Genomic DNA, 12,836 nt, shown 5'->3' with positions numbered 1-12,836 from the left:
TTGATTTTCCGGCTTTATCCGTTGTCCGGCGCTATCGCCCAGCAGATTCGCTCACCATCCAACGTCTTTCGAAGACGTTCAGCAGTCTTCATGCGGACGCGGTGAGCGCTGCCCCGACGTTTGCCGCTTTAAAGCTTAAATTTGCCTACCAGCGATTGCAGGTGCACACCCAGTCGGGCCAGTTCGATGCTGGAGGCGGCTGTTTCGTCGCTGGCTGCTGCGGTCTGTTCGGACACGTCCCGGACGTTGAGTACGCTGCGGTTGATCTCTTCGGCTACGGCGCTCTGTTGCTCCGAGGCGGTAGCAATCTGCAGGTTCATCGATTCGATGGTCGCGACGGAGCGGGTGATGCTCATCAGCGAGGTGCCCGCGCGACGGGTCAGTTCGACGCTGTTGCTGGTCAGTGCGCGGCTTTTCTCCAGGATGTCTGCAACCTGCTGCGTGCCCCGGTGCAGACCGACAATCAGCCCCTCGATTTCTTCAGTCGAGACCTGGGTTCTTTGTGCCAGGCTGCGTACTTCATCCGCCACCACTGCAAAACCGCGACCTGCTTCGCCGGCCCGAGCCGCTTCAATAGCGGCGTTCAAGGCCAGCAGGTTGGTCTGTTGGGCGACCGACTTGATCACGTCCAGCACGGTGCCGATCTTGTCACTTTCACGCTTGAGCCCGTCCATGGCCGCCGTCGAGTTTCCGACTTCAGTGTCCAGGAAGGTAATTTGCTCAATGGCCTGAGCCACCACCTTGTCGCTTTCTCGGGCTTCTTGGCCGGCATTCACCGCGGCGTTCGACGCCTCTTCGGCACTGCGCGCCACTTCGTGCACCGTCGCCGCCATTTCGTTCATTGCAGTGGCGACCTGATCGGTTTCGACTTTCTGGCTGTTGACGCCCACGCTCGTTTGTTCGGTCACCGCGGATAGCTCTTCGGCAGCGCTGGCAATCTGGACGACACCGTCGCGCAACCCGTCAATCAGCTCGCGCAAGTTCAAGGTCATGCGCTGCATGCTGGACTGCAACAACCCCAGTTCATCACGTCGCGATACCAGGATGTCCTGGCTCAGGTCTCCATTGGCCACGCGCTCAGCGCTGCGCAGTGCCTCCCGCAGGGGGACGACGATCAGGTGGGTAATCAACCAGGCAGCCAGGACACCAAACAACAATGCCAACCCTGTGGCAGCAATCAATTGTTCGCCCGATGTTTGGACTTCGTTGTCCCGTTTGGTCGATTGGCTATCGGAGAGTTGTTTGCAGGCTTCAAACAAACGGGCGATATCGGCGTTCAAGGCGGCCTGGGCCTGCTTGGACTTCTCTTCATCGCGCGCTTCTACCCCTTGGACAAAATCCTTGAAATGGGCGCGATAGTTTTCAACGGCACTGTTCGCCTGGGCTATCCAGCGTTGATCCGTCGCGTCGCTGAATTTATGGGCCAGGTTGTCGATGATGAGGTCCAGATCATCCATTACTTTGATGACAACCGCGGAGTGCGCTACGTCCGGCGTAATGGTGTAGCTCAAGCGCGCAATGCGCATATCACGGGCCACTTCATTGATACTGGCAATCTCGCTGAGTTTGCCACTGCGCTTGCCCAAGTTGCTCAGGCCCGTCCACCCGACAGCGGCAATCACGATGGTCAGCAATAAAACCAAGGTGAAGCCCAGGGTCAGTTTCGCTCGGATGCTCAGGTCCTCGAGCGTCTTTGTTATCGCGTCAAACATTTAGAAAGTCCTTCCGTTGCTATATTTTTTGTACGCAAAAATCCCGAAATGGTTATTTCGGTAATCAATAGAGTTCCAAACCGATCAGTGACCATCAGCGCGACCCGGCCGAGGGCGGTCGAGAGGCTGAGGGTGATGACGGTTGTGACGGCGCGGTTGATGTGTTGCGAAAACGCTCAACAAGCGCTTTGCAGCAAGGGCATCCAGGTTCTAATTCCCTTTACGGAGCAGGCCTCTGCCTAAGTGCACGCTGGCGTCCCATCCAGTGCGAACACTGATGCAATCCGCCACGTGAAAACACGGCGGTCCTTGGCGTTGGAGTGTTTTTTCCAAGACAGGCACAAGACGTTGGTCGCTGAATCAAGCAGTGGCGATGGTGTTCGCCCCCTTGAAACCACTCTTGTCGGTTGTCCGACCTCAGGCGAAAAATAGGCGCGCATCCTACGGTGTGCCACTACATGATGTCACCCAACTTTACAGATCAAGTTTGAGTGATTTCAGGGTTCTAACCGAATGGTCAGGATTTTTTCGTCAGCCAGTTCGCACGCCAATTTCTGTCGTTGCACCTGCCTGAGGTGAGGAGGGGGTCGATCAAAACGGGTAATAGAAGAAACCGTTCCGACAACCTGCCGTAGCCCCGCCAGTTGACCACCGTGGCACGGGGTGCGGCTCCCGAGTTACCGGCCTGGGGCCTGGATGCAAGCAGGCCCCAGGCTCTAACCCCATGGGCAATTTTCAGGAGCCCGGCAGGCTCAATGCGCAGTGGCGGCTTAAGCGTCGCCGTGGGCCAGCGAGCAGGACAGTGCGCGGTGGGCGTCAGCCTGTTCAAGCAGCGCCTTGGCCTTGGTTTCGAATGTCAGCACGGCGTCGGCCCCGGCGGCGAAGCGGGTCGGTGGTGTTTCAGCATGGGCGAGTTGCACGATGGCCGTCGCGAGTTTGGCCGGGTCGCCAGTTTGTTGGCCGTTCATGCCGCTCCAGGCGGTGACGGTTTCGCGGGTGCGTTCGGCGTAATCGTTGAGCGTCGGCTCGGCAAAGGTTGTGGAGTCTGTGGTGAGCAACTCCGTGCGGAAAAAACCGGGTTCCACCAGCATGGTTTTGACACCGTAAGGGGCGATCTCTGGGGCCAGGGATTCCATCCAGCCCTCGATGCCAAACTTTGCGGCCGCGTAGGCACTGCAGAACACCCCCCCGCTGATGCCAGCGGTGGAGGAGATCGTGAGCAACAGGCCCGAGCGTTGTTTGCGCATCACCGGCAGCACCGCGCGGGCGACGTTCATTGGGCCGAACAGCAGTATCTCGATCTGTTGACGAACCTGTTCAGGGCTGAGCTCTTCGAAGAACCCCGCGTAGAAATACCCGGCATTGTTGACCAGAACGTCGATCCGTCCGAATTTTTCCAGGGTCGCCTGGACGGCCATTTCGGCGCCTTCAGGGCGGGTGACGTCGAGCTGGAGGATGAGCAAATCATCGTGACTGCCAATGGCCGCCACGATCTTTTGCGGATCGCGCCCGCTGGCGACCACCGCGTGTCCGGCCTTCAGCGCTGCGCGGGTCAAGTCTGCGCCCAAGCCGCATCCGGCACCGGTGATAAGCCAAACCTGTTTGTCTGTCATAAGGGGGTCTCTGGAAGCTGAGGGGATGGTCTTGCTCGAAATGCCGCACGCGCGAGGTGAGCATTGCGTAGCCTCGATGTATTTTCAGGGTTCCAGCCCCGGAGGCCTTGCTGGGTTCGCGTCAAAGGTTGCCTAAAGCAACGGACTTTTCGCGGGGCAGGGTGGGGCATCAAGCCTGAGGGCGTTCAGCCCCCGTGACCTTCCTGGCAATCACCTTGAATCGGGCAAACATTCACGCGGATCCGGCAACTGCATCCGCGTTTCACTTCACATACTCCGGCCGAAATCCTGGGGGGGCGCCACCGAGATACTGCGGTGGCAGGGCCTGCCAGGGGCGATCGACCATGGGTGTGAGTAGTTGATATGCAAAACAACGCTATCCGGTTTGCCTGCAACGGCTGCGGGGTTTGCTGTAAGGGGCGCCTGATTCCATTGACCCTGAACGAGACGCGGCAATGGCTAGGGCGGGGCCATGAGGTAGCCGTCATCCTCGAGGCCTTCAACGAGTCGAACTGGGTTTCCCAGCCCCAGCAGTATGCCCACAGTGCGCGACGAGCCGTGGAGGTCGGCAGCGGCGAGGCGCGTATCCGGGTGGTTGCCGTGCTGGCCGCCAACGCGCTGCGGCAATGCCAGAATCTCGGTGATGACGACCGCTGCGGTATCTATGACGAGCGGCCATTGGTGTGCCGGATCTACCCCATGGAAATCAATCCGTTCATTGCCCTGCGTCCGGAAAACAAGGCGTGTGCTCCTGCCGTCTGGGAGCAAGGCGAGATTCTGTTTACCGACCGCATCGTCGACCCGCTTCTGGCTGACCAGGTCGAGCGTTCTCGCCAGGCCGACCGGGACGACGCCCAGGCCAAAATTACCCTGTGTGAGCTGATGGGGCTGAACGTCGCGGCGTGGAAGGGCGATGCGCTGGCGATTTATCTGCCTGATCGGCGGCAACTGCTGGAAGCCCTTGAGCGCTATGACATCGGGTTCACAGCAGCGCCCTGTACGGATTGGAAAGTCCGCGCCGACACCCCGGTGTTGCGCCAGCAACTGCATCAGTTGGGGGTGGCATTGGACGACCAACTGCCAAGCGCCTACCTCTTTCATCGGTTGTAGGCGCTGGTACGTCTTGACCACGCCGAGGCGCGAGGTGTGGCTCGTCAGTTTGGGCAGTAGGGCAGCCTGAAATACTTTGTCACATAGCCTTTTCAGCAGCGTTGCTCGTTGGATTGGGCAATAAAATCCGTCAATCAGGCAATCGTCTCGCCGTGACGCGCCCCATACTGGCGGCAATCCCTCAAGCGCATTTACACCGCCGGCCCGGCACGCCAGCGCCAGGGTGTTCGAGGCTTGCCCACCCCGGTGCAAACGCTGATCAGAGGAACCGCGTCCCGCGACGCAACCCATGAAAAATCTTGATCTGCAGGTTATCCAGCAAGCTTATTCGTGGCTCGAACAGGGCCACGGCGTGTGGTTGTGCACGGTGCTTGCGACCTTTGGCTCTGCCCCCAGGGGGCCGGGCTCGCTGCTGGTGGCGTTACCGTCAGGAGCGTTCTGCGGTTCGCTGTCGGGGGGCTGCGTCGAGGAGGATTTTCTGCAGCGGCTCGGTCGCGACGAGTTTGCCGAGCACAACCAGATCGTGCGCTATGGCGAAGGTGGGCTGGCCCCCTCGTTGGCGTTGCCCTGTGGTGGCGTGCTCGATGTACTGGTGGAAAGGTTCGAACCCGACTGCACTGCCCGACAGCATTTCGCGACGCTGCTCGAGGCCTTGCAGGGACGGCACCTGGTGGTGCGTCACGTCACGCTGGGAAGCTGTGTACGACGAAACGAAACCACAGCCAGCATCACCGCCCCCGTCGTGATCGATGCCGATCAGGTGCGCATTCGTGTGGGCGCAGCTCAGCGGCTGCTGGTCGCGGGCCTGTCACCGGTGGCCGAGTTCTGTGCGGGCTTTGCGGTCGCCCTGGGTTACGAAGTGATCGTCTGCGACCCGCGCAGCGAGCTGACCGCGGGCTTCAACATGGCAGGGGTGGAGTTGCTGAAGATCTTGCCCGCCACCTTCATTGCCCAAGGTGGATGCCATGCGGCCACGGCCATCGTGGCCTTGACCCACGACCCTCGCCTGGACGACCTGACCCTGTTGGAAGCGGTGAGAACCCCGGCCTTCTACATCGGCGCCATGGGCTCCCGGCGCACCAGTGAAAAACGCCTGGAACGGGTCCAGCGCATTGGCGGCTTGGAGCCGCAGGTGATCGAACGCATTCATGCGCCCATCGGCCTCAAACTCGGCAGCAAGACCCCGGCAGAGATCGCGCTGGCGGTCATGGCGGACATTGTTCGCGTAAGCAACAGCGTGGCCCGTGACCAGCTGTAGACCTGATATTTCCAAGGAGGCGTAACCGTGCAAGCTGATTTCAAAATCAACCCGAGCGTCAGCGATACCCGTCGTCTTGCTGACATGGTGAGCCAAATGCTGCGCAGCGAGGGTGACCAAGTCACCGCTATCCCCGGCTTGAGCCTGCATCGGCGTAAATTGGCGACCACGCCGGTGCATTGTGTTTACGGCCTGGGCATCGGCGTCACGGTGCAAGGGTGCAAGCAAGTCATCGTCGGGGAGGACGTGCTGACTTATGGCCCCGGCCAGTCGATGGTCACCAGCCTCGATTTACCGGTCATTTCCCATGTGATCCAGGCCAGCATCGCCAAACCCTTTCTGGGCCTGATGCTGACATTCGACAACGCCATGGTGATGCAACTCGCCCAGCGCATGCAGTTGTCGCAGCGCATGAAAGATGGCTGCTTTCGTCCGCTGACCGTGCAGGCCCTGGATGTCGGCGTGCTGTGTGCGCTGGAGCGTTTGCTGGGGCTGCTCAGCGAGCCGGCACTGCTTGAAACCCTGGCACCCTTGATCAAGGAAGAAATCATCGCTCGCCTGCTCAGCGGTGCCCATGGTGCGCAGTTGCTGCAGGTGGTCACGGCGGGCTCGCCCAGCCAGCACATCGCCAAGACCGTGGCCTGGTTGAAGCTGAATTTTCGCCAGGCCTTGCGCATGGATGATTTGGCGGCCATTGCGCACATGAGTCCGTCCACCTTTCGCCAGCATTTTCGCGTGGTCACCGGCATGAGCCCGTTGCAGTACCAGAAACAGCTGAGGCTGCAAGCGGCTCGCCAGTTGATGTTGAGCCAGAATGTCGATGCCAGCAGTGCGGGCGGGCTGGTGGGTTACGAAAGCTCATCGCAGTTCAGTCGCGAGTACAGCCGCCTGTTTGGCGAGCCGCCGCAGCGGGACATCCGGCGGATGCGCTTGCAATGAATTTCGATGGGCAGGAGGCCGGCCCATCTTCCCTCCAATAGGCTCGGCCTCCGCCCGTTTCTCAGGGTGGGTCGAAGTGTCGCTCCGGGGGCGTTAACCCCCGCAGTCATCACCCCAGCTTGAAAGGCAATTGACGTATCGGCTGCCCGGTGAGGCTCGCGATCGCATTGGCGAAGGCGGGTGCCAACGGTGGCAGGCCGGGTTCTCCCATGCCCGTGGGCGGTTCTGCGCTTGGCACCAGGTGCACGGCAAACTCCGGCATGTCGGTGATGCGCGGCACACTGAAGTCCGCGAAGTTGCTCTGTTGCACCACCCCATCCTTCAAGGTGATGGCGCCTCCCGGCAGGCACATCGACAAGCCCATCAGGGCCGCGCCTTGCACCTGGGCCTCGACGCTGCGCGGGTTGACCACCAGGTTGCAGTGAACGCCGGCGGTCACTTGGTGCAGCACTGGGCGGCCGTCCTGCACCGAGGCTTCCACGACATAGGCCACCACCGAACTGAACGACTCGTGAACCGCCACGCCCCAGGCGCGACCAGCCGGCAGTTGGCGTTTGCCGTAGCCGCTCTTGTCCACCGCCAATTGCAGCGCCGCACTATGGCGTGGGCGTTGATCGGCAAACAGCTTCATCCGGTAAGCCACGGGGTCCTGTCGAGTGGTACGGGCGATCTCATCGATCAAGGTCTCCATCACGAAGGCCGTGTGGGTGGACCCCACGCTGCGCCACCACAGCACCGGCACGTTGAGTTTCGGGTGGTGCACCGTCAGGCGCATCGGCAGCGGATAAGGGTCGCGCATGCCTTCAGTCGCCGTGGGATCGATGCCGTTTTTCACCCGGCCGCCGAACATGGTGCCCGAGATGATCGACTGTCCGACCAGCACGTGGTCCCAGGCCAGCACTTGGCCGTTATCGTCGAAACCGATGCGCGCGCGGTGCAGGTGCATAGGGCGGTAATAGCCGCCCTTGATGTCATCCTCGCGGCTCCACAGGGTGCGCACCGGCACCGTCAAACCGGCGCTTTGCGCCGCCTTGGCCACCTCGCAGGCCAGCACCACAATGTCGCAGGTGGCGATGCCGCGTCGGCCAAAACCGCCGCCCGCGGTCTGCACGTTGATCTGAACCTGCTCGGGCTTGAGGTTGAGCACCCGTGCCGCCGCGGCACTGTCGGCGCCGGCAAATTGGGTGCCGACCCACAACTCGGCGCGCCCAGCGGACAGCTGCACGGTGCAGTTCAACGGCTCCATGGGCGCATGGGCCAGGTACGGGAACAGGAACTCGGCTTCCAACTGATGCGGTGCGCTGGCCAGCGGCGTCATGTCCGCCTCGAAATGGCGCGGGCCCGGGCGGCCAGCCAGTTCGCGGTAGTCGGCCAACTGACGCTCGCTGTCGACCTTCTCTACGTTCGCGGTGTCCCACTGCAGCTTGAGGGCATCGCGCCCTTGCTTGGCCTGCCAGTAGCCCAGCGCCACGACTGCTACGCCTTCGGCGCCAGCGTCCAGCGGCACCCGCAGCACCGCCTTCACGCCCTGGATCGCCCGTGCCGCGCTGTCATCCAGCGAGGCGATTTTGGCGCCGAACACCGGTGGGCGAGCCACCACGGCGGTGAGTTGCCCGGGCAGGCCCATGTCGATGCCGAAGGCCTGCTGGCCACTGCTCTTGGCCTTGGCATCGATGCGCGTCGTGGCATGGCCAATGATGCGGAAGTCCTTGGGGTCTTTGAGGGTGATCTGTTCAGGCACCGGCAGTGCCATCGCCGCCTCGGCCAGTTCACCGTAGCTCGCTGTGCGGCCGCCGGGGCCCAGTACCTTGCCGGCTTGTGTGCTCAGGCTCGCCACGTCCAGGTTCCAGCGTGCGGCCGCTGCCGAGAGCAGCATGGCGCGAGCGCGGGCACCCAGTTCGCGGTATTGGGTGTAGCTGTTCTTGATCGAGTTGGAGCCGCCGGTCAGGTGCATGCCGAAGAGCGGGTCCTGGTAGGCGATGTCGCTGCTGCCATTGCGGCTGCGCACCAGGCTCCAGTCGGCATCCAGCTCTTCGGCGAGGATCATCGGCAGGCCGGTCTGTACACCTTGGCCGAACTCCAGGCGGTTGAGGGTCACGGTGACTTCACCGTTCGACGCGATGTGCACGAACGCAGAGGGCTGCTGATTCGGCTTCAGTGCTGCTGCGGCGTCACCGCCAGCGCTTTGCGCCAGGGCCAGGTGGGGAAATGCCCCCAGGGCTAGGCCGCCCACACCGAGGATTTTGAGGAAGCTGCGGCGCGGCAGAGTGGCAGGGCCATCGGCCTGGTCGCGTTCAAGCATGTGTTGCAAGGCGCGCGGAAGCTCGTCCGGGAAGATGTCGTTCAGCATGGTGGGCTCCGATCAGGCCAGGGTTTTCGCAGCATCCGCCACCGCTGCGCGGATACGGGCGTAAGTGCCACAGCGGCAGATGTTGCCGGCCATGGCCGAGTCGATCTCCGCGGCCGTTGGCTGCTTGCCTTTGGGTTGGGCCTTGAGAAACGCCGTCGCGCTCATGATTTGGCCGCTCTGGCAGTAGCCGCATTGGGCCACGTCATGCTTGACCCAGGCCTCGTGCACGGCGGTACCGACCGGGTCGCTGCCATCGGTGGCGGCTTCGATGGTGGTGATCTTCCGGCCTTCGGCGACGGCGATAGGCGTGACGCAAGAGCGAATGGCCTGGCCATCCAGGTGAACGGTGCACGCACCGCACAAGGCGGCGCCGCAGCCGAACTTGGTGCCGGTCATGCCCAGCGTGTCGCGCAAGGCCCAAAGAATCGGGGTGCCAGGGTCGACGTCAACCTTGTACTCACGTCCATTGATGTTGAGGGCGCTCATAAGGGGTAGCTCTCCGTGAACAAGTTGGATCAGTGTTTCGAAATGACGTTAGTCGAACGACTGACGACCTTGGCGGCCGACGGCAGAAGGCGTTTTCACCAGGGCCTTGAAGAGGGCGGCTGACACGGCACGGCTTGGCAGCGCAGAGCGCGTCAGACTCACTCGTGCCGGGCGGTTGATGGAGGTGTGCAGCCCGCCCAGGGCAATGCCGACTCAGCCAGCCTGCTGTTCAACTATAGGGCGGGATGTTCGGGTTCGATTGCCTGATCTGCTGCAATTATTGCCCAATCGACCGAAATGGCAGGGCGGCGTTGAGCGTCATCAGCGACGGGTTTGTGGGCCAGGTAGGGGGCGCTGTTGCAGCGCGAGGGGGCGTCACGGGCACACTGGATGACGATGCGCGTCATCCAGTGCCCCGGGTTTTACAGAATGTTCAGCGGGTAGCTGACGATCACGCGGTGTTCATCGCTGTCGCGCTGGGTGGTCACTTCGGTGCGCAGCGAGGCATGGCGCAGGGCGATGCTCAGGTCTTTCAGCGGCCCTTGTTGAATGACGTAGCTCACCGTCAGGTTGCGTTCCCACTCGCTCTTGTCGCCCGCCGGGGTGCGGGTGTTCGAGCCACTTTCGTACATGCCCATAAAGCTCAAGCCGGGAACCCCGACCTTGGCAAAGTCATAGCCGTAGCGAACCTGCCAAGTGGTTTCACCGGCACGCTGGAACTTGCCGATCATCGACTCCGTCATGAAGTAGGCGGTCGAGCCGTCGCCCTGGTTCAACCACACCGCGTCGCTGTCGCCGCTGACTTGTTGCAGGCCGGCGGCCAGGGTGTGGCCGTTGACCAGGTAGGTGAATTGCACGCTGCTCAGGCGGCTGTCGACTTTGCCCTTGGTCACGCCGTCGCCGTAATAGCCGAAGGTGTAGAAGTCCGGGTCATGGCCGTTGGCGCCGTCGGAGCGGTTGTCGAAGTGGCGCAGGTCGGTGCGCAGGGTGCCCGGGCCAATCTGCCAGTCATATTTGAGGCCCAGGAAGTGCTGTTTGTAGAAGTCCTGCAAGTTGCCGTAGTAGTACTGCAAGGTCAGGTCCTTGCTGGCTTTGTAGTCCACGCCGCCGTAGTAGAACTTGTTGACGAACTGGCCGGTCTGCGCGTTGTTCGCGCCGGGAATGGACAGGCCCATCTGGTTGCTCGAACCACGTCCTTTGACGTGCTCCAACTGGCCCAGGGTGAAGGTGAAGTTGTCCAGGTCCTTGGACTGGATCTGCCCGCCGTTGAAGGTTTGCTGGAGCATACGGTCGGTGGACATCACCACCGGCAGCATCGGCACCAAGGTGCCGTACTTCAGTTCGGTATTGGCGAACTTGGCCTTGGCGGTCAGGCCCAGGCTGCCGAACTCATCCACCGCGCGGCCGTCGCTGTCGGTCGGGAACACGTTGCCGTTGAAGGCGGTGCTTTGCGGGTTGTAGTGCCGGCCTTTGCCGGAGTCCAGGCGCACCCCGAACATGCCGATGGCATCCACGCCGAACCCGACCGTGCCCTGGGTGTACCCGGACTGGAAGTTGGCGATAAAACCCTGGCCCCATTCCTGGGTGTAGTTGGGGGCGGCCGCGCCGCTGCGGTTGTCGGCATTACTGAAAAAATTGCGGGCCAGCACGCTGAGCTTGCTGTCTTCCACCAGGCCGGCGGCAAAGCCCTGTTGAGCGATGAGCAAGCCGCAAAGACCGGCCGCTACTTTAGGTGCGCGATTGAAAAGCTCCATCGGAGTCATCCCCATGAGTTGTCGAGTGTGGTGAGAGGCAGTCAAAAGCGGCAGTCAGGTTTTTTATTGTTTTTCAGGAGCAACGGTGGCCGGCAAGACGTTCAGTCTCACGGGCGGCAAGCGATAGAGGATGAGCAGCGCCAAAACACCGATACCGGCGCACAGCAGCAGGCCGACGCCCACCGACTGGGCCAGTGCATCGCGGGCCAGGTCTAGCCATTGCGGGTGTTCCAGCAGGGCGGCATCGGGGCGCAACAGCACCTGCGGGTCGGCGTACAGGGCCAAGGCCTCTTCGTGCCCTTGGGCGAGCAACAGCCGTTGCAGGTGGCTGCTGTACAGCAGGTTGACCAGCACGCCCATGCCCGCCGTGCCCAACAAGCCACCGACCAGGCGCAGGGATTGGGTCAGCGCGGTAGCGATTCCGAGGAATTGGCGTTCAGCCAGGGTCTGGGTGAACACCGTGAGGTTCAGCAAGATAAAGCCCAGCCCAAGGCCGGCCAGTAGAATCAGGCCGAGCAACAGGTTGAACGACGCCCCGCGTCCGGCCAGCGCCAGGCCGCCACAGGCCAGCAGCAGCGCGACAAAACCACACAGTGGCAGCAGGTTCGGATTGGACAGGCGAGTGACGATTCGGCTGTTGACGATGGCACCCAAGGTAATGCTCAACGCCAGGGGGGTAATCAACAGGCCGGCGTCCTGTGGTGAGTAGCCGTAGCTGCCTTGCAGCAGCAATGGCAGATAGAACAGCAGCGAAAACATGATCGCCCCGGCGGCCATCGACAGCAAAAACAGCAGGCGCATGCTCGGTAGTCCCAGCAACGCGGCAGGCAGCAGCGCGTGCTGGCAGCGCCGTTCCCAGCGCCACAGGGCTAGGGTGGCTGCGACGCAGGTCAAGCCCAGCGCGGCGCTCAGCATCAGGCTCGAATGCCCCAGCCATTCGACAAACAGTTGCAGGCTGCCCAGCGCCAGGGCGATCAACAGTGCGCCCGGCCAATCCAGGCTGATACGGCCCACCTGGTGCGGGCGGTAGTAGGGCAGGTAGCGCCAGGCAAAAAACAGCGCTAAGGCGCCCAGGGGCAGGTTGAGATAAAACACCGAGCGCCAGCCGAAGGCCCCGGTCAGGTAGCCGCCCAAGCCCGGCCCGATGGCATTGACCACACTGAACAAGGCACTGAGTAGCATCTGCCAGCGCAGGCGTTGGCGGGTGTCGGGGAACAGTTCCGGGATGCAGGCAAAGGCGGTGCCGATCAGCATGCCGCCGCCGACGCCCTGCATTACCCGGCCAATCACCAGCCACAGCATGTCATTGGCCAGGGCGCAGACCAGGGACGCCAGGGTGAAGATCAGGGTGGCGGCCATCACGAAGGGCTTGCGCCCGTAGTAGTCACCCAGCCGGCCGAAGATCGGAATGGTGACGATCGAGGCCAGCAGGTAGCCCGTGGCAACCCAGGCGTAGAGCTCAAAGCCCTTGAGCTCGGCGACGATGCTCGGCAAGGCGTTGCCGATCACCGTCTGGTCGAGCGCCGAGAGCATCAACACCAGCGAGACCCCAAGCATCGCCAGCAGGGCCTGCTTGAAGCTCAGGGGAGGGTGGGTGGCCTGGGTCATCACTGC

At 62.2% G+C, this 12,836-nt stretch carries 9 protein-coding genes; 3 read left to right on the top strand and 6 right to left on the bottom strand.

Annotated elements, in window-relative coordinates:
* Positions 1-128: 128 nt before the first annotated feature.
* Both M1B35_RS10405 and M1B35_RS10400 read right to left on the bottom strand, forming a co-directional pair.
* Positions 129-1,712 (bottom strand): methyl-accepting chemotaxis protein, encoded by a 1,584-nt coding sequence (locus M1B35_RS10405; RefSeq protein ID WP_268261877.1) that lies wholly within the window; start codon positions 1,710-1,712, stop codon positions 129-131.
* A gap of 770 nt (positions 1,713-2,482) precedes the next feature.
* Entirely contained in the window at positions 2,483-3,325 is an 843-nt protein-coding gene (locus tag M1B35_RS10400) for an SDR family oxidoreductase (RefSeq protein ID WP_268261876.1), read from the bottom strand.
* Positions 3,326-3,688: 363 nt separating this feature from the next.
* Here M1B35_RS10400 and M1B35_RS10395 point away from each other — a divergent pair, with 363 nt between their 5' ends.
* From M1B35_RS10395 to M1B35_RS10385, 3 genes are all read left to right on the top strand, one after another.
* Positions 3,689-4,435 (top strand): YkgJ family cysteine cluster protein, encoded by a 747-nt coding sequence (locus M1B35_RS10395; protein ID WP_268261875.1) that lies wholly within the window; start codon positions 3,689-3,691, stop codon positions 4,433-4,435.
* A 289-nt stretch (positions 4,436-4,724) separates the two neighbouring features.
* Complete coding sequence (locus tag M1B35_RS10390; protein ID WP_123331123.1) at positions 4,725-5,693, top strand: XdhC family protein; 969 nt, start codon at positions 4,725-4,727, stop codon at positions 5,691-5,693.
* Positions 5,694-5,777: 84 nt separating this feature from the next.
* Positions 5,778-6,632 (top strand): AraC family transcriptional regulator, encoded by an 855-nt coding sequence (locus M1B35_RS10385; protein WP_123334341.1) that lies wholly within the window; start codon positions 5,778-5,780, stop codon positions 6,630-6,632.
* Between the two features lie 109 nt (positions 6,633-6,741).
* Here M1B35_RS10385 and M1B35_RS10380 read toward each other — a convergent pair whose 3' ends face one another.
* The 4 genes from M1B35_RS10380 to M1B35_RS10365 all read right to left on the bottom strand — a co-directional run bounded on the left by M1B35_RS10380 (position 6,742) and on the right by M1B35_RS10365 (position 12,830).
* Positions 6,742-8,982 (bottom strand): xanthine dehydrogenase family protein molybdopterin-binding subunit, encoded by a 2,241-nt coding sequence (locus M1B35_RS10380; protein ID WP_268261874.1) that lies wholly within the window; start codon positions 8,980-8,982, stop codon positions 6,742-6,744.
* Between the two features lie 12 nt (positions 8,983-8,994).
* Complete coding sequence (locus M1B35_RS10375) at positions 8,995-9,468, bottom strand: (2Fe-2S)-binding protein (RefSeq protein ID WP_123331128.1); 474 nt, start codon at positions 9,466-9,468, stop codon at positions 8,995-8,997.
* Positions 9,469-9,890: 422 nt separating this feature from the next.
* Complete coding sequence (locus M1B35_RS10370) at positions 9,891-11,222, bottom strand: OprD family porin (RefSeq protein WP_268261873.1); 1,332 nt, start codon at positions 11,220-11,222, stop codon at positions 9,891-9,893.
* 63 nt (positions 11,223-11,285) lie between these two features.
* Positions 11,286-12,830 (bottom strand): MFS transporter, encoded by a 1,545-nt coding sequence (locus tag M1B35_RS10365; RefSeq protein ID WP_268261872.1) that lies wholly within the window; start codon positions 12,828-12,830, stop codon positions 11,286-11,288.
* Positions 12,831-12,836: the final 6 nt, after the last annotated feature.

This window comes from Pseudomonas morbosilactucae (assembly GCF_023241665.1).
GTDB classification, from domain to species: Bacteria; Pseudomonadota; Gammaproteobacteria; order Pseudomonadales; family Pseudomonadaceae; genus Aquipseudomonas; species Aquipseudomonas morbosilactucae.
Note: the sequence above shows the minus strand (reverse complement) of the source record. Positions and strands in the feature narration are given on the sequence as shown.

Bases quoted from the DNA above. Each gene is read 5' to 3' on its own strand.
- M1B35_RS10375 (WP_123331128.1), bottom strand. From the start codon at position 9,468: ATGAGCGCCCTCAACATCAATGGACGTGAGTACAAGGTTGACGTCGAC.
- M1B35_RS10385 (WP_123334341.1), top strand. From the start codon at position 5,778: ATGGTGAGCCAAATGCTGCGCAGCGAGGGTGACCAAGTCACCGCTATC.
- M1B35_RS10400 (WP_268261876.1), bottom strand. From the start codon at position 3,325: ATGACAGACAAACAGGTTTGGCTTATCACCGGTGCCGGATGCGGCTTG.
- M1B35_RS10405 (WP_268261877.1), bottom strand. From the start codon at position 1,712: ATGTTTGACGCGATAACAAAGACGCTCGAGGACCTGAGCATCCGAGCG.
- M1B35_RS10395 (WP_268261875.1), top strand. From the start codon at position 3,689: ATGCAAAACAACGCTATCCGGTTTGCCTGCAACGGCTGCGGGGTTTGC.
- M1B35_RS10390 (WP_123331123.1), top strand. From the start codon at position 4,725: ATGAAAAATCTTGATCTGCAGGTTATCCAGCAAGCTTATTCGTGGCTC.
- M1B35_RS10380 (WP_268261874.1), bottom strand. From the start codon at position 8,982: ATGCTGAACGACATCTTCCCGGACGAGCTTCCGCGCGCCTTGCAACAC.
- M1B35_RS10370 (WP_268261873.1), bottom strand. From the start codon at position 11,222: ATGGAGCTTTTCAATCGCGCACCTAAAGTAGCGGCCGGTCTTTGCGGC.
- M1B35_RS10365 (WP_268261872.1), bottom strand. From the start codon at position 12,830: ATGACCCAGGCCACCCACCCTCCCCTGAGCTTCAAGCAGGCCCTGCTG.